Origin of the sequence: Pseudonocardia nematodicida (assembly GCF_040105385.1) — a bacterium.
Lineage (GTDB): Bacteria > Actinomycetota > Actinomycetes > Mycobacteriales > Pseudonocardiaceae > Pseudonocardia > Pseudonocardia nematodicida.
Map to the genome: position 1 here is coordinate 70,936 of NZ_JBEDNQ010000018.1, position 15,183 is coordinate 86,118.

The 15,183-nt window shown below is 74.4% G+C and carries 15 protein-coding genes; 8 read left to right on the forward strand and 7 right to left on the reverse strand.

What is annotated here, in order from left to right; genetic code table 11:
- Positions 1-9: 9 nt before the first annotated feature.
- Together WIS52_RS30900 and WIS52_RS30905 are read left to right on the forward strand one after the other, a co-directional pair.
- Entirely contained in the window at positions 10-243 is a 234-nt protein-coding gene (locus tag WIS52_RS30900; protein WP_349301962.1) for an AbrB/MazE/SpoVT family DNA-binding domain-containing protein, read from the forward strand.
- The gene (locus WIS52_RS30905; RefSeq protein ID WP_349301963.1) at positions 227-652 is read left to right on the forward strand and encodes a type II toxin-antitoxin system VapC family toxin; all 426 of its coding nucleotides are present in this window, start codon (positions 227-229) and stop codon (positions 650-652) included. The genes WIS52_RS30900 and WIS52_RS30905 overlap by 17 nt, the downstream gene beginning before the upstream one ends.
- On the opposite strand, the gene WIS52_RS30910 is transcribed toward WIS52_RS30905, so the two are convergent.
- A complete protein-coding gene (locus WIS52_RS30910; RefSeq protein WP_349301964.1) occupies positions 649-2,040 on the reverse strand; it encodes a mycothione reductase in 1,392 nt (463 codons plus the stop codon). The genes WIS52_RS30905 and WIS52_RS30910 overlap by 4 nt on opposite strands.
- 53 nt (positions 2,041-2,093) lie before the next feature.
- On the opposite strand from WIS52_RS30910, the gene WIS52_RS30915 reads away from it, so the two are divergent.
- The gene (locus tag WIS52_RS30915; RefSeq protein ID WP_349301965.1) at positions 2,094-2,552 is read left to right on the forward strand and encodes a GNAT family N-acetyltransferase; all 459 of its coding nucleotides are present in this window, start codon (positions 2,094-2,096) and stop codon (positions 2,550-2,552) included.
- Positions 2,553-2,561: 9 nt separating this feature from the next.
- On the opposite strand, the gene WIS52_RS30920 is transcribed toward WIS52_RS30915, so the two are convergent.
- On the reverse strand, positions 2,562-3,494 hold the full coding sequence (locus WIS52_RS30920) for an SCO6745 family protein (protein ID WP_349301966.1): 933 nt from the start codon (positions 3,492-3,494) through the stop codon (positions 2,562-2,564).
- 167 nt (positions 3,495-3,661) lie between these two features.
- Between WIS52_RS30920 and WIS52_RS30925 the strand changes: the two genes are divergently transcribed.
- Complete coding sequence (locus WIS52_RS30925; protein WP_349301967.1) at positions 3,662-4,099, forward strand: LapA family protein; 438 nt, start codon at positions 3,662-3,664, stop codon at positions 4,097-4,099.
- Positions 4,100-4,195: 96 nt separating this feature from the next.
- Here WIS52_RS30925 and WIS52_RS30930 read toward each other — a convergent pair whose 3' ends face one another.
- The 4 genes from WIS52_RS30930 to yaaA form a co-directional block, all read right to left on the reverse strand.
- On the reverse strand, positions 4,196-5,917 hold the full coding sequence (locus WIS52_RS30930; RefSeq protein WP_379611712.1) for a DEAD/DEAH box helicase: 1,722 nt from the start codon (positions 5,915-5,917) through the stop codon (positions 4,196-4,198).
- A gap of 248 nt (positions 5,918-6,165) precedes the next feature.
- A complete protein-coding gene (locus WIS52_RS30935; RefSeq protein ID WP_432422483.1) occupies positions 6,166-7,173 on the reverse strand; it encodes a serine protein kinase RIO in 1,008 nt (335 codons plus the stop codon).
- Positions 7,174-7,338: 165 nt separating this feature from the next.
- On the reverse strand, positions 7,339-7,809 hold the full coding sequence (locus WIS52_RS30940; RefSeq protein WP_349301969.1) for a hypothetical protein: 471 nt from the start codon (positions 7,807-7,809) through the stop codon (positions 7,339-7,341).
- A 105-nt stretch (positions 7,810-7,914) separates the two neighbouring features.
- Positions 7,915-8,664 (reverse strand): peroxide stress protein YaaA, encoded by a 750-nt coding sequence (gene yaaA / locus WIS52_RS30945; RefSeq protein WP_349301970.1) that lies wholly within the window; start codon positions 8,662-8,664, stop codon positions 7,915-7,917.
- 279 nt (positions 8,665-8,943) lie between these two features.
- Between yaaA and WIS52_RS30950 the strand changes: the two genes are divergently transcribed.
- The 3 genes from WIS52_RS30950 to WIS52_RS30960 all read left to right on the forward strand — a co-directional run bounded on the left by WIS52_RS30950 (position 8,944) and on the right by WIS52_RS30960 (position 12,821).
- Positions 8,944-10,254 carry a bifunctional o-acetylhomoserine/o-acetylserine sulfhydrylase gene (locus tag WIS52_RS30950; RefSeq protein WP_349301971.1) on the forward strand — a complete coding sequence of 437 codons (1,311 nt, stop codon included), beginning with the start codon at positions 8,944-8,946 and terminating at the stop codon, positions 10,252-10,254.
- A gap of 13 nt (positions 10,255-10,267) precedes the next feature.
- Positions 10,268-11,407: a homoserine O-acetyltransferase MetX gene (gene metX / locus WIS52_RS30955; RefSeq protein ID WP_349301972.1), complete on the forward strand. Its 1,140-nt coding sequence runs from the start codon at positions 10,268-10,270 to the stop codon at positions 11,405-11,407.
- A 160-nt stretch (positions 11,408-11,567) separates the two neighbouring features.
- The gene (locus WIS52_RS30960) at positions 11,568-12,821 is read left to right on the forward strand and encodes an acyltransferase family protein (RefSeq protein WP_349301973.1); all 1,254 of its coding nucleotides are present in this window, start codon (positions 11,568-11,570) and stop codon (positions 12,819-12,821) included.
- A 13-nt stretch (positions 12,822-12,834) separates the two neighbouring features.
- On the opposite strand, the gene WIS52_RS30965 is transcribed toward WIS52_RS30960, so the two are convergent.
- A complete protein-coding gene (locus WIS52_RS30965) occupies positions 12,835-13,257 on the reverse strand; it encodes a PPOX class F420-dependent oxidoreductase (protein WP_349301974.1) in 423 nt (140 codons plus the stop codon).
- A gap of 90 nt (positions 13,258-13,347) precedes the next feature.
- Here WIS52_RS30965 and WIS52_RS30970 point away from each other — a divergent pair, with 90 nt between their 5' ends.
- Positions 13,348-15,090 carry a proline--tRNA ligase gene (locus WIS52_RS30970; protein WP_349301975.1) on the forward strand — a complete coding sequence of 581 codons (1,743 nt, stop codon included), beginning with the start codon at positions 13,348-13,350 and terminating at the stop codon, positions 15,088-15,090.
- The last annotated feature ends 93 nt before the right edge of the window (positions 15,091-15,183 follow it).

Here is a 15,183-nt window from a genome sequence, read left to right on the forward strand (position 1 = left end):
CGTCGTGGCATGAAGGCCACCATCGACAGCGCCGGGCGGCTGGTCATTCCGAAGCAGCTCCGGGACCGGCTCGGCCTGTCTCCCGGTGAGGTCGATGTCGAAGCGGACGGAGCGGACCTGCGGGTGCGTCCAGCGGCCGATGACGCGCTCGTCGAGGAGGACGGCTGGCTCCTGGTCCCGCCGACCGGCAACCCGGTGACCGACGAGGACGTGCAGCGGCTCCGCGATGCCGACCAGCGCTGATCCCGAATTCCTGGTCGACACGAGCGTCGCGGTCGCGCTGAGCACCGCCGATCACGAGGCCCGCCCGGCCTGCCGTGCCGTCGTCGAGGGCCGCCGGATCGGTCTCGCCGGCCATGCCGCGTTCGAGACGTACTCGGTACTCACCCGGCTGCCCGCGCCCGGTCGACGAACCGCGTCGGCCGTCGGGACCCTGATCCGACGCAATTTCCCGCACACCACGTACCTCGACGGGGCTACTACGGACGACCTCCTGCGACGGCTGCCGGACCTCGGTATCAGCGGTGGATCGGTCTACGACGCGCTCGTCGGCGCGGCGGCCGCGCACGCGGCGGTTCCGCTGGTCACGCGGGATCGACGTGCTCTGGGCACCTACCGGGCCCTGGACGTCGACGTCGTACTCGTCGGCTAGATCTCCAGGCCGAGCAGCGCGTTCTCCACGACCTCGGGCAGCGCCGGGTGGATCCAGTACTGCCCGGTCGCCATCGACCGGGCGTCCAGCCCGAACGCCATGGCCTGGATCAGCGGCTGGATCAGCGTGGAGGCCTGCGGGCCGATCAGGTGCGCCCCGAGCAGCCGCCCGGTGCCCTTCTCGGCGATGATCTTGCACAGCCCGGTGGTGTCCTCCATCGCCCAGCCGTAGGCGACGTCGCCGACGTTCTGCACCTTCACCGTGATGTCCAGCCCCGCGGCGCGGGCCTCGGTCTCGGTCATCCCGACCGAGGCGATCTGCGGGTCGGTGAACACCGCGGCGGGGACGAACGCGTGGTCGGTCGCGCGCAGGTCGTCGGGGTGGGCCAGGTTGTGCCCGACGATCTTCGCCTCGTGGTTGGCGACGTGCTTGAGCTGGTGCGGGGAGCTGACGTCACCCAGCGCCCAGACGCCCTCGGCGGAGACGCTGCGCTGGTACTCGTCGACGGCGAGGCGACCGTCGGCGTGCACGGTGATCCCGGCGGCGTCGAGGTCCATCCGGTCCCCGTTGGGGGTCCGCCCGGTCGCGACGAGCAGGGTGTCGGCGACGACCTCGCTGCCGTCGTCGAGGGTCAGCCGCACCTCGCCGTCGCCGCCCGAGCCGTCCCCGGACAGGCCGGTGACCAGCCGGCTCAGCCGGGTGTCCCAGCGGGCCGAGGCGAGCTCGGTGAAGCGGTCGGAGATCGTGTCGTCGAGGTGGCGCAGCAGCCGGGGGCTGCGGCAGATCACCGTCACCTCGGCGCCGAGCGCGGAGAACACGTGCGCGAACTCGGCGGCGATGTAGCCGCCGCCGAGGATCGCCAGCCGGCGCGGGACGGCCTCGACGCGCATCACGGTGTCCGAGGTCTCGAACGGCACGCCCGACGCGGCGACGACCGAGGGGATCGACGGGCGCCCACCGGCCGCGACGACGACCCGGTCCGCGGTGATCGTGTCGGAGCCCGACCCGTCGGTGCGCTCCACCGCGACCTCGCGCTCGCCGGTGAACCGGGCGTGCCCGAAGTAGACGGTGACGTTCGGGCTGCGCTCGACCCGGTACTCCCGGCCCCCGGCGGAGATCGGGTCGATCCGGCCGAACACCCGGTCCCGGATGTCGGTCCAGCGGATCTTGTCGACGGAGGCGTCGACGCCGTAGGTGGAGGCGCGGTGCACCAGCTCGGCGACGTCGGCGGCGTAGACGTACATCTTGGTCGGGATGCAGCCGACGTTCAGGCAGGTCCCGCCGAACACCCCGTGTTCGACGAGCGCGACGTCCAGCCCGGCGAACCGTTCGTCGAGGAACGTGTTGCCGGAGCCGGTGCCGATGACGACCAGATCATGGTGGGCCACCTCTCCACGCTAACCGCTACCGGCCGCGGGAGACGCTCTGGTACCCACGGTGCATGACCGTGCACACCCCGGGCGCGACGGTGCGTCGCAGCTGGGCCTCCGATCTCGACACCGCCACCCTCTACGAGCTGATCCGGCTGCGCGTCGACGTCTTCGTCGTCGAGCAGGACTGCCCCTACCCCGAGCTCGACGGGCGGGACCTCGAGGCCCGGACCCGGCACTACTGGCTCGCGGGTCCGGACGCCGAGGTCCTCGGCACGCTCCGGCTGCTCAAGGAGCCCGACGGTGGGTACCGGATCGGGCGGGTCTGCACCCGGCTCCCCGCACGCGGCCACGGTCTGGGCGGACGGCTGATGGCGGCGGCGCTGGCCGAGGTGGGCTCCGGGCGCTGCGTGCTCGACGCCCAGGAGCAGCAGGTGGCGTTCTACGAGCGGCACGGGTTCGCCGTCTCCGGCGAGCGGTTCATGGAGGACGGCATCCCGCACCTGCCGATGGCGCGCGGAGGGTCCTGAGACCGCGGGTCAGCCCGCGGCCCGCTTGCGGGCGTCGGGCGGGAACGCGCCCGCCTCGACGCACCGGGCCGACCAGCCGGCCAGCCGCTCGGTGACCGGCTCCAGGTCCGTGCCGAGCGCCTCGACCAGAGCGTCCTGGGACGCGTCGGTGGCGGCCTCGATCCCGTCCCGGAACGCGCGGCCGGCTGCGGTGAGCGCGGCGTCCGGGCCGGCGGTGGTGATCAGGCCGTCGTCGGCCAGGCTGCGGGCACCCGCGGCCGCGGCCTCCTGCGGCCACGCGCGGGTGCCGGAGTACTCGCCGATCGGGTAGCCGACCCAGAGCTCGGCGAGGATCCCCATCCGTACCGGGTCCAGCCCGGCGGCGACACAGGCCGCGACGTGCCCGTCGCCGCGGTGCTCGCGGACCAGGTCGCAGGCCCGCCACAGCCGGCCGACCGGGTCGGCGGGCCGGGGCCGCGCGCGCAGCGCCGAGAACAGCGGCCGTCCGGCACCGGACACGGCGTCGACGGCCTCCTCGAGCACGTCGGCGGTGTGGGCGATGGCCGGGTCGTCGGCGTCGGCGCCCAGGACCTCGCGCAGGCTCGCGGTGGTCTCCATGTCGCGCAAGGCCTGGAACGGCTCGAGCGGCAGCAGGGCGCGTCCCCGGGTCCAGGTGCTACCGACGAAGTCCGGTTCGAAGACCGCGAACGTGGCGGCGATCAGCTCCGGCGGGGCGTCCTCGCCGAACGGGCCGCCGCGGCCGGTGACGTAGCCGGAGAAGAAGTCGTGGCCGTGCGCGGCGAGCGCGTCCCCGACCCGGCTGGACCAGACGTCGTGCATCGCGATCGGTTCCAGCGCGTCGCGCAGCGATCGGGCCGGGGCGGCGTCGGTGACCGGGGCGGGGATCATGGTCGCGTCGGGGGCCGGTGCGAAGAACATCCGGACGGCTTCGGCGTGGTCCATGTGCGTCTCCCTCCCACACGGCGCGGTGTCCGTGCCGCGCGGTCGCCGGCGCTCGCACGCCGTGCTCACATCGTGACCGGCGTGGGAGATACTCGCGCGGCGCAGCGATGCGACTCGCACGACAGGCGGCGGTGAGGAAGGCGTTCGTGGGAAAGGGAGCGGAACGGATGAGTGACGAGCGACGGGGCGGGGACAGCCCCACCTGGGGCCGGGTCGGGCCGGAGGACCCGACGGCGGACCCGGCGACCCACCCCGCCCTGCGCGTCCCGGACGCCGTCTCGGAGCAGCCGACCGTCGCCGTCCCCACCGGCGAGGCCCCGGACGGCCCGGAGGGCGACGACTCCACGACCGTGCGACGGGCGATCCCGGCCACCCGCACCGGCGGGCTGTGGTCGGCGCTGATCCTCTCGGCGATCGTGCTGATCTTCCTGCTGGTGTTCATCCTGCAGAACACGACGCCGGTCGAGATCACGTTCCTGTGGCTGACCGGGAGCCTGCCCACCGGCGTCGCGCTGCTGTTCGCGGCGATCGCCGGCGTGCTGCTGGTCGCGATCCCGGGCACCGGCCGGATCCTGCAGCTGCGCCGCGAGGCCCGCAGGCACTGAGCAGCCTGACACCCCTTGACCGCACTTCACACCCGCAGCGAGGGGTGTGAAGTGCGGTCTCGGGGTGTGAAGTACTCCGAGATAGCGTGCCGGACGTCAGCGGCGCCGGCCGCGCCCGCGTCCGGCCTGCCGCGGCTGGCCGCTCTTCGGCTGGGCGCGCTTGGGCTGCTCGCGCTTCGGCGCGGCGATCGGCTCGCCGGTGGGCTCGCGGGAGCCCGTGACCCGCACCAGGTCCGGGTGGCCCGGCGTCACGACGGCGACCTCGGGGCGCACCCCGGCCTGCTTCGTCAGCAGGTTCACCTCGGACCGCTGCTCCGGCGTCGCCAGCGTGACCACGATGCCCTCCTCACCGGCGCGCGCGGTCCGCCCGGCCCGGTGCAGGTAGGCCTTCGGGTCGGCCGGCGGGTCGATGTGCACGACCAGGCCGACGTCGTCGATGTGGATGCCGCGGGCGGCGACGTCGGTGGCCACCAGCACCGGGACCTCCCCGCTGCGGAACTCGTCGAGGGCCCGGTTGCGCTGGTTCTGCGACCGCCCGCCGTGCAGCGGCCCGGCGGCGACGCCCTGGCGGCGCAGCACCCGCACCATCCGGTCGGCGCCGTGCTTGGTGCGCACGAACATGATGGTCCGGCCCTCGCGGGCGGCGATCTCGGCGATGACCCGGGAGCGGTCGTCGCGGTCGACGACGAGCACGTGGTGCTCCATCGTGTCGACGCTCGCGGTCGGCGGCGCGACCGAGCGGGTCACCGGGTCGGTGAGATGCCGGCGGACCAGCGTGTCGACCTCGCCGTCGAGGGTGGCCGAGAACAGCAGCCGCTGACCGTCGGACGGGGTGCGGTCGAGGATCTTGCGGACCTGCGGCAGGAAGCCCATGTCCGCCATCCGGTCCGCCTCGTCGAGCGCGGTGATCGTGACCTCGGACAGGGCACAGGTGCCCTGCTGCAGGTGGTCGGCCAACCGGCCGGGGGTGGCGACGAGCAGGTCGATGCCGCGCCGGAGCTCGGCGATCTGCTTGTTCATCGACATCCCGCCGACGATGTCGGTGACCCGCAGGTCGACCGCGGCCGACAGCGGACGCAGGACCTCGACGACCTGGGTCGCGAGCTCCCGGGTCGGCACCAGCACGAGGCCCCGCGGCGCGGTCGGGCGGGCGCGCTCGCCGGCCAGCCGCGCCAGCAGGGCGAGGCCGAAGGCGAGGGTCTTGCCGGAGCCGGTCTGGCCGCGACCGAGCAGGTCCCGGCCGGCGAGGGTGTCGGGCAGCGTCGCGGCCTGAACCGGGAACGGCGCGGTGAACCCCTGCTCGGCGAGCGACTTCACCAGGCGCTCGGGCAGGCCGAGCTCGGCGAACGAGGGCATCCCCGACTCCGGGGCGGTCCAGACGGCGACGTCGGCGCCGGCCGAGGACTTCTGCGGGCCGCCGGCCGGGGAGTTCGCGGCCGACCGGGCCGGGGCGGCCGCGGCGGGCCGGGACTCCCCGCCGCCACGGCCGCCGCGACGCCGGCCGGAGCGTCCCGGCCGCGCCGAGGCCTCCGAGGCGTTCCCGGCTCCCCGGTCGGTACGACGGGTGTCGGCGCCGCCGCGGGGACGGGCGGATCCGGCGGGACGGCCGGCGGGCACCTCGTCGCCGGCCGTGCGGGCACGGTCGTGGTGCGCGCCGCGGGCGCTGCGTGCGGCCGGGCGCTGGTCGCCGGACTCGCTCCGGCGCTCGTGGCCGGCGGCGGCCGGACCGGCGGGCCGGGCGGCGCGGCGGCGGGGACGTCGACCACCCGGCGCCTCGGCGGTATCGGGCGACGGCGGACGGAACTGAGGCCTGGACACAGGGCTCCTCGCGTGACGTGGCACGTCCTGCGGAGACCTGGGTAGCGGTGCTCGGCCGACGGGCCCGGGCGCGGCTCGGCGTCGTCGCGGCCGCGCTCCGTGATGGGAAGGCTCGGCCCGGCGGCTGTCGCGGCCGGGCACTCGGAGATCGACGGTACGCCTCATGCACCGGCCGGCCCGTCCCGGCCCCGGTACCGGGCGCCGTGCGAGAGGCACGTCACGGCGCCCACAGGACCGGAACGCGCGGCTCAGTCCAGCCGGGCCCGCGCCCGCAACTCGGCGTGCAGCCGCCCGGGCCGGGCCGGGTCCAGGCCACGGGCCCCGAACCACTCGCCGATCCGTCGCACGTCGCGCTCCAGGAACCCCGGCCCCTGCGGATTCCCGACGACGTCGACGACCTGCGGCAGGTCGATCAGGACCGGGCGGTCCTCGTGCACGAGGACGTTGTAGGCCGACAGGTCGCCGTGCGCGTAGCCGAGGTCGGCGAGCGTCCCCAGTTCCGCCGACAGCCCGGTCCACAGCGCGTCGAGCTCGTCCGGGTCCGGGCGGAGCGCCGCGAGCCGGGGCGCCGCGACGCCGCCCGGGGTGCCGAGGAACTCCAGCAGCACCTCGGTGCCGTCCACCGACACGGGGTAGGGGACCGACGCCCCGGCCTCGTGCAACCGGCACAGCGCGGCGAACTCGGCGGCCGCCCACTGCCCCGCGACCAGCTCGCGGCCGACGGCGGTGCGCCGCGCCATCGCCCGCGTCTCGCGGGAGCGGCGTACCCGGCGGCCCTCCAGGTAGCCGGCGTCCCGGTGGAACATCCGGTGGTCGGAGTCCCGGTAGCGCTTCGCGGCCAGGAGCACGCCGGTCCGGCCGGGTAGCGCGCGCTCGAGGAGGTGGACGTCGGCCTCCTTGCCGGTCTTCAGGACGCCGCGCTCGTGGTCGACCGCGCCGGCGTCGGTGACCAGCCAGGACGGCCGCGGGGCGGGCCCCCGGGAGGAGACCGGTACCGAGGTCCAGGTGCTCCACCGGTCGCCCTCGGGCGGGGCGTCCGGGTCGTGCCCGGCACGCTCGTCCACATCGGATGGATCGGGGGCCCGGTGGCTGCGGGGATCGTCGTCGAAGCGGCGACGACGGCGGACGGGTTCGGTGTGGGGCGAGGAATGCACTCTCGAGGCTCCGGAAGGCGGCAGGGTGCCGCGCGGCCTCCTCGACGAGGGGTCAGCCGCGGGGCGGGAACGGGCTGCGTGGGCGCGCGGAGGGCGCCCCATGACGGGTGGCGTCCATCGGTCCGCACCTCCTCCGTCCGCTCGCGCGGTCGATCCGCGCCCCGGTCCCTCCGGATCCCCGTACCCTGCCGCGACCTGCCGTGCGCCGCCATCGGTTTTCGGCGTCGCCCCGGCCGACGTGCGTCCAGCCGTGCCGCGCGGCCGTCGTCAGGTCGCGACCGAGACGAGGCCCATCCCGAGCGCGCCGAACAGCACGCCCCACACGACCACGGTGATGGCCTGCCAGACGATCACCTGCTGTCGGTTCAGGCCGGCCGTGACCATCGCGAAGGCGGTGAGCGAGATGGCCATCAGGGTGGGCGCGACCAGCGAGGCGACCGGGACGCCGTAGCGGTCGACCCGGGCGATGATCTTCTTCCGGCGCTCGCTCTCCGGCTTCTGCCGCCGGGCCGTCACCCCGCGCCGGGCCCGGTCACCGAGCCAGACCGCCACGCCGAGCGCCACCAGGTTCCCGACGATCGCGACCGTCGTGGCCAGCACCACCGGGATCCCGGCGAGCACGCCGACGCCCGCGCCGACGTAGGACTCGAGGAACGGGATGATCCCGATCACGAACACCGCGAGCAGCTGCAGGGCGGGCGGCCAGGAGCTGACGAAGGCATTGAGCTGTTCCACCATGCTCCTGATCCTGGAGTAACGCCGGATCGTCCGGTACGCCCGGTTGTCACGGGTCCGCGAGACCGGTGCACGGCGCAGCCGTGACGGATGTCAGAAACGCCTGCCTCAGGCCGGGATGACGAGATCGAGGTGGTCGCCGGTGCGTTCCACGGTGTGCCCGGCCCGGCGGGCGATCCGGGCGACGGCTCCCGCGTCGGACGGCTCGGCCCGCGACGACGCCAGCAGCCGGGCGAGCCCGCCCTTGTGCGCCTTGTTGTGGTGGCTGACCACCGATCGGCTGCCGTCGGGCCGCTCGGCGAGCACGTTCACCGTCACCGCGCCGGGCACGGCGCCGAGCGCGGCGTACCCACCCGAGCGCAGGTCGACGACGAGCTCGCCGCCGGAGATCCGGGCCAGCAGCGGGTCCAGCGCGGGCCGCCAGCGCGCGGCGAGGGTGCCGGAGCCGGGCAGCTTCGAGCCGGACGAGAGCCGGTAGGCAGGGATCGGGTCGTCGGCGCCGAGGAGCCCGAACAGCGCCGAGCACACCGCCAGCCGGGCGCGCGCCCGCGGCCGCACGGCGGCGGTGAGGGAACCGGCGTCGAGGGCGTCGTAGAGCACGCCGGTGTAGCGGTCCAGGGCCGGCATCGTCGGCGAGGCCGCGAGCTGCGCGTTGCGGTCGATCTCGGCGTCCTGCCGCTCGGAGACGCCGAGCGCGGCCCGGGCGGCGGGCCGGTCGGCGGCCAGCGCCACCAGCTCGTCGACCAGCTCCTTGCGGACGGCGCCGAGGTCGGCGTCGTGCGACAGGGCGGCGAGGTCGAGCGGTGCGCCGTCCCCGCCGGCGCGCTTGGTCTCCGAGGGCGGCAGCAGCACGAGCACGGCGGACGAGCCTAGTTGTCGTTGTGCCACCGGCCACGCGTGGCTAGGTTCGGTGTGTGACCTGCCTCGTGGCGCGCCTGCATGTCGACCTCATGCGGATCACGAGCGCGTCCTGTCGCCCCGGCCGCTGACGACGCGCTCGACCCGGGACCGGTGCAGACCGGGCCCGGCACCTCCGCACGATTCCACCCGCCGACGCCGGCGGCGCCGCCCGGTCCGCGTACGCGACCCCAGGGAGGCCCGGTCGCCGACGGACGGCACCGATCGACAGGAGCCGACATGACCGACCCGGACATCACCGCGAACTGGTCGTTCGAGACCAAGCAGGTGCACGCCGGCGCCGCGCCGGACCCGACCACCGGCGCCCGCGCCACGCCGATCTACCAGACCACGTCCTACGCCTTCCGCGACACCGAGCACGCCGCGAACCTGTTCGGCCTCGCCGAGGTCGGCAACATCTACACCCGGATCATGAACCCGACCCAGGACGTGCTGGAGCAGCGTGTCGCCGCGCTCGAGGGCGGGATCGGCGCGGTCGCGTTCGCCTCCGGACAGGCCGCCCAGACCCTGGCGCTGCTCAACATCGCCGAGGCCGGATCGCACATCGTGTCGTCGGCGTCGCTCTACGGCGGCACCTACAACCTGTTCCACTACACGTTCCCGAAGCTGGGCATCGAGGTGTCGTTCGTCGACGACCCCGACGACCCGGCCCAGTGGCGGGCCGCGATCAGGGCGAACACCAAGGTCCTCTACGCCGAGACGCTGGGCAACCCGCGCGGCAACGTCCTCGACGTCGCCGCCGTCGCCTCGGTCGCGCACGAGAGCGGGCTGCCGCTGATGGTGGACAACACCGTCCCGACGCCCTACCTGCTGCGCCCGATCGAGCACGGCGCCGACGTCGTCGTGCACTCGGCGACGAAGTTCCTCGGCGGGCACGGCACCACGATCGGCGGCGTCGTCGTCGACTCCGGGAACTTCGACTGGGGTGCCCAGGCCGAGCGCTACCCGGGACTGACCACACCGGACCCGAGCTACCACGGGCTGAACTACTGGGAGGCTCTCGGCCCGCAGTCGTACCTGATCAAGCTGCGGGTGCAGCTGCTGCGTGACCTGGGCCCGGCGATCTCGCCGCAGAACAGCTTCCTGCTGTTGCAGGGCATCGAGACGCTGTCGCTGCGCATCGAGCGGCACAACGAGAACGCCCGGGCGCTCGCGGAGTGGCTGGAGCAGCGCGACGAGGTGGAGCAGGTGCACTACGCCGGCCTGCCGTCGTCGCCGTGGCACGAGCTGCAGAAGAGGTACCTGCCGAAGGGCGGCGGCGCGATCGTGTCGTTCGAGCTGCGTGGCGGGGTCGAGGCGGGCAAGAAGTTCGTCGACGCGCTCGAGCTGCACAGCCACCTGGCCAACATCGGCGACGTGCGCAGCCTGGTGATCCACCCGGCGTCCACCACGCACAGCCAGCTCTCCGGCGACGAGCAGGCCTCCACCGGCGTGACGCCGGGCCTGGTCCGGCTCTCGGTGGGGCTGGAGGGGATCGAGGATCTCAAGGCCGACCTGGACGCCGGGTTCCGGGCGGCCAAGACCACCTGATCCACTCTTGGTCGTGAGCGACGTTGCACACCCTCCCGCCAGCGGTGCCTGGCGGGAGGGGGACGACCCCGGCCGACGACGGTTCCTCGACCTGCCCTCCACCCTCAAACTGGAGGCGGGCGGCGAGCTGCCGGAGGTCCGGCTGTCCTACGAGACCTGGGGTGAGCTCGCCCCGGACGGCTCCAACGCCGTGCTGGTCCTGCACGCGCTCACCGGCGACACCCACCTCGAGGGCCCGGCCGGTCCCGGGCACCCGACGCCCGGCTGGTGGCCCGGCCTGATCACCCCGGGCGGGCCGCTGGACCCGGCGCGCTGGTTCGTCGTCGCCCCGAACGCGGTTGGCGGCTGCCAGGGCAGCACCGGCCCGGCATCGGCGGCGCCGGACGGCCGGCCGTGGGGGAGCAGGTTCCCGCTGGTCACCGCACGCGACACGGTCGCCGCCGAGCAGCACCTCGCCGACGCGCTCGGCATCGACACGTTCGCCTGCGTGCTCGGCGGCTCGATGGGGTCGATGCGGTCCCTGGAGTGGGCGGTCACCGAGCCGGACCGGGTCCGGCGGCTGTTCCTGCTGGCCGGGCCCGCGGCGTCGTCGGCGGACCAGATCGGCTGGGCCGCGCCGCAGATCGAGGCGATCCGCGCCGACCCGCACTGGCACGGTGGCGACTACCACGACCTGGCCGAGGGGCCCTGGCGCGGGCTCGGGGTGGCCCGGCGGATCGCGCACCTGAGCTACCGGTCCGGCTACGAGCTGGCGACCCGGTTCGGCCGGTCCCCGCAGGACGGCGAGGACCCGTTCGACGGCGGCCGCTACGCCGTCGAGTCCTATCTGGACCACCATGCGGCCAAGCTGGTGCACCGGTTCGACGCGGCGTCCTACGTCCGGCTGACCCAGCTGATGAACCACCACGACGTCGGCCGGGAACGTGGCGGGACGGCCGCCGCGCTGGGCCGGGTCCGGGCCCGGACGACCGTCGCCGGCGTCACCTCCGACCGGCTCTACCCGCTCGCCCAGCAGCAGGAACTGGTCGACGGGATCCCCGGCGTCGACCAGCTGACGGTCATCGACTCGCCCTACGGGCACGACGGGTTCCTGATCGAGACGCCCACGGTCGCGCGGCTGCTGGGAGAGCTGCTGGACGAGCCGGCGTCGTAGCGGCGGTCGGTCCGCTCAGGCTCCTCACAGGTTCCGCTTCCTAGGGTTCACCCGATCGTGTACCCGTCGGTCGGAGCACAGCGTGGCGCGTCATCGAGCAGGGCTGGATCGTGCGGCGTGGAACCCGCCGCACACCTCGGCCGAGTCCGGCCGGAGCCCGATGTCACGGTCGTCGCGCGCGGAGCCGCGGCCGTTCGGGCCGTGGTCGGTCCCGCTGCAGCAGAACGCGGAGCCCGTCGCGCCGGGCCCGCAGCGGTTCGCCGCGCCGACCCCGGTGCCCGAGCAGCAGACCGGGCCGGTGTCGCGACCGGACGCGCCGCCGTCGCCGGTGGTGCCGGTTCCGGTGCAGCCGGGCCCGGCCCGCCCCGCCCCGGAGCCGCTGCGCCCGGCCGACCGGACCCGCGGCCGCGCCGACTGGGTCGACGCGGCGAAGGGGCTGTGCATCGCGCTCGTCGTCCTGCACCACGTGGTGATGTTCCTGGAGCCCAGGGGGCTGGTCCCGGCCCCGCTGGACCTGCTCAACACCGCGCTCGCGTCGCTGCGGATGCCGCTGTTCTTCCTCGCCTCCGGGCTGTTCCTCGCGGCCGTGCTGGGGCGGCCGTGGCGGACCCTGCTGCACCGCCGCGTCGCGCTGTTCGGCTGGCTCTACCTGATCTGGACGCTCGTGCAGTTCGTGCTGTTCGCCGTCCTGCCCGCCGGCACCGCCCCGGTGATCGCGACCCAGGACCTCACGAGCCTGCTGCTCAGCCCGGTCCTCCCGGCGCCGTCGATGTGGTTCCTGTACGCGCTCGCGGTGTTCTCGGTCGCGGCCCGCGCGCTGCGCCGGGCGCCCGCGTGGCTGCTGCTCGCCGTGACGTCGACCTCGAGCGCCCTGGTCGGCGCCGGGGTGCTCGAGGTCGGGTCGTTCGCCTGGGACTTCATGCTGCGCTACGCGGTGTTCTTCGTGCTCGGCTGGCACGGCCGCGCGCTGGTCGAGCGCCTGGCCGCCGCGACCTCGCCGTTGCGGGTGGTCGCCGCCGGGGTCCTCGCCGGCGCCGCGGCCGGGGGCGCGGTGCTGCTCGGGCTGCGGGAGATCCCCGGGGTGGCGTTCGTGCTGAACCTCGTCGCCGTCACGGCCGGGGTGCTGGTCGCCGCGGAGCTGGTGCGGTGGCGGGCCGGCCGGGTCGCGGTCCTGCTCGGTCGCCGCACGCTGCCGATCTACCTGTCGAACACCCTGGTCATCGGCGTCGTGACGGCGCTGCTGGCCGGGCTGCCGGCCGATCTGCCGGACGCCGTGGGGTACGGGACGGTCACGCTGGTGACCGCGGCCGCCGTCGTCGTCCCGATCGGGCTGCACCGCCTGCTGCGGGGCGCGCGCTGCCCGTGGCTCTACGACCTGCCCGGGCGGTGGGCGGTGCGGCCGGGCACCGGCTGAACGCCCGCTTCCGCTAACCGATCCGCTCGCCGTAGACCCGCTGCACGTGCATGGTCATCAGCACCCGGCGGTCGCGGACCATGACCGCGCGGTACTCGTCCCAGTCCGGGTGCTCCCCGGCCGCGGAGCGGTAGTGGTCGACGAGAGCCTGCACCGCCGGGCCGTCCGGCGAGTCGTCCGGGCCGACCAGCTCGACCGGGCCCTCGGCGGTGGCCCAGGCGCGGCCGTCGTCGCTCTCCACGCTCAGCGCCGCCCGGGGGTCGCGGCGCAGGTTCGCGGTCTTCGCCCGGCCGTCGGTCATCGAGACCGCGATCGTGCCCGCGGCCCGGTCGTAGTGCGGCGTGACCGGCGACAGCTGCGGCATCCCGCTGCGCTTGATCGTCGCCAGGACGCCCTGCTTCGCGGCCGCCAGGAGCTCGTGCTGTTCGTCACCCATGTACGGCCAACGTGCCGCGCGGGACCGGCTGTTCCCGCGCGCGGAGAACCGGGATGAAGCGATCTCGCCGGCGTCGCTACCCTTCTGCGGGTGTTGACCCGGATGTCGTCGCTGTTCCTGCGCACCCTGCGTGAGGACCCGGCCGACGCGGAGGTGCCCAGCCACAAGCTGCTGGTCCGCGCCGGCTACGTCCGTCGCGTCGCCCCGGGCGTGTACTCCTGGCTCCCGCTCGGCCTGAAGGTGCTCCGTCGCGTCGAGGCCGTCGTCCGCGAGGAGATGGACGCCATGGGCGGCCAGGAGATCCTCTTCCCGGCGCTGCTGCCGCGCGAGCCCTACGAGGTGTCGAACCGCTGGACCGAGTACGGCCCGGCCGTGTTCCGGCTCAAGGACCGCAAGGGCGGCGACTACCTGCTCGGCCCGACCCACGAGGAGCTGTTCACCCTCGCGGTGAAGGGCGAGTACTCGTCCTACAAGGACTTCCCGGTCGTGCTCTACCAGGTGCAGACCAAGTACCGCGACGAGGAGCGTCCGCGCGCGGGCATCCTGCGCGGCCGCGAGTTCGTCATGAAAGACTCCTACTCGTTCGACCTGACCGACGAGGGCCTGTCCGAGAGCTACCGGCGCCACCGCGACGCCTACATCCGGATCTTCGACCGGCTCGCGCTGGACTACGTGATCGTGGCGGCGACGTCGGGCGCGATGGGCGGCTCGGCGTCCGAGGAGTTCCTCGCCGAGTGCGAGACCGGCGAGGACACCTTCGTCCGCGGCCCGGGTGGGTACGCGGCGAACGTCGAGGCCGTGACGACGCCCGCGCCCCCGCCCGTTCCGCTCGACGGGCTGCCCGCGGCGCAGGTGCACCACACGCCGGACACGCCGACCATCGAGACGCTGGTCGACTTCCTCAACGCCCACGGCACGCGCACCTTCACCGCGGCGGACACGCTCAAGAACGTCATGGTGAAGATCAAGCCGCCCGGGGCGACGGAGTGGGAGCTGCTCGGCGTCGGCGTGCCCGGCGACCGCGAGGTCGACATGAAGCGGCTCGAGGCGTCGTGCGAGCCGGCGCAGGTCGCGCTGCTCGAGGAGTCCGACTTCGCCCGCAACCCGTTCCTGACCAAGGGCTACATCGGGCCCGGCTCGCTCGCCGCGAACGGCGTCCGGTTCCTGGTCGACCCGCGGATCGTCACCGGCACCGCATGGGTGACCGGCGCGGACAAGGTCGACCACCACGTCGTCGACCTGGTGTGTGGGCGGGACTTCACCCCGGACGGCACGATCGAGGCGGCCGAGGTGCGCGCCGGGGACCCGTCGCCGGACGGGCAGGGCGTCCTGGAGGCCGCCCGCGGCATCGAGATCGGGCACATCTTCCAGCTCGGCCGCAAGTACGCCGACGCGTTCGGCCTGGACGCGCTGGGCCCGGACTCCAAGCCGATCCGGATCACCATGGGGTCCTACGGGGTCGGTGTGTCCCGGCTGGTCGCGGTGATCGCCGAGCAGAGCCACGACGAGAGCGGGCTCATCTGGCCCCGGTCGGTCTCGCCCTACGACGTGCACGTGGTCGTCGCCGGGAAGTCCGCCGAGCTGCTGGCCGGGGGCGAGGAGGTCGCCGCCGAGCTGGAGGCGGCGGGCCTGTCGGTGCTGCTCGACGACCGCAAAGCCAGCCCCGGGGTGAAGTTCGCCGACGCCGAGCTGGTCGGGATCCCGACCATCCTGGTCGTCGGGCGGGGCCTGGCCGAGGGGAAGCTGGAGCTGAAGGACCGCGCCACCGGCGAGCGGATCGAGATCCCCCGCGACGGCGTCGCCGCCCACGTCTCCGGCATCGTCCGCGCCTGACCCGCCCCACCCGCCCCCTCGCCCCACCCGCCCCACCCGCCCCACCCGCCCCATCTGGAACCCCACTCATGACGCTTTAGTTCGGCCATACCG

Excerpts from the sequence above, each read along its gene's own strand:
- WIS52_RS30900 (WP_349301962.1), top strand. The coding sequence starts at position 10 with ATGAAGGCCACCATCGACAGCGCCGGGCGGCTGGTCATTCCGAAGCAG.
- WIS52_RS30905 (WP_349301963.1), top strand. The coding sequence starts at position 227 with ATGCCGACCAGCGCTGATCCCGAATTCCTGGTCGACACGAGCGTCGCG.
- WIS52_RS30915 (WP_349301965.1), top strand. The coding sequence starts at position 2,094 with ATGACCGTGCACACCCCGGGCGCGACGGTGCGTCGCAGCTGGGCCTCC.
- WIS52_RS30920 (WP_349301966.1), bottom strand. The coding sequence starts at position 3,494 with ATGGACCACGCCGAAGCCGTCCGGATGTTCTTCGCACCGGCCCCCGAC.
- WIS52_RS30925 (WP_349301967.1), top strand. The coding sequence starts at position 3,662 with ATGAGTGACGAGCGACGGGGCGGGGACAGCCCCACCTGGGGCCGGGTC.
- WIS52_RS30935 (WP_432422483.1), bottom strand. The coding sequence starts at position 7,173 with ATGGGGCGCCCTCCGCGCGCCCACGCAGCCCGTTCCCGCCCCGCGGCT.
- WIS52_RS30940 (WP_349301969.1), bottom strand. The coding sequence starts at position 7,809 with ATGGTGGAACAGCTCAATGCCTTCGTCAGCTCCTGGCCGCCCGCCCTG.
- WIS52_RS30950 (WP_349301971.1), top strand. The coding sequence starts at position 8,944 with ATGACCGACCCGGACATCACCGCGAACTGGTCGTTCGAGACCAAGCAG.
- WIS52_RS30960 (WP_349301973.1), top strand. The coding sequence starts at position 11,568 with ATGTCACGGTCGTCGCGCGCGGAGCCGCGGCCGTTCGGGCCGTGGTCG.
- WIS52_RS30965 (WP_349301974.1), bottom strand. The coding sequence starts at position 13,257 with ATGGGTGACGAACAGCACGAGCTCCTGGCGGCCGCGAAGCAGGGCGTC.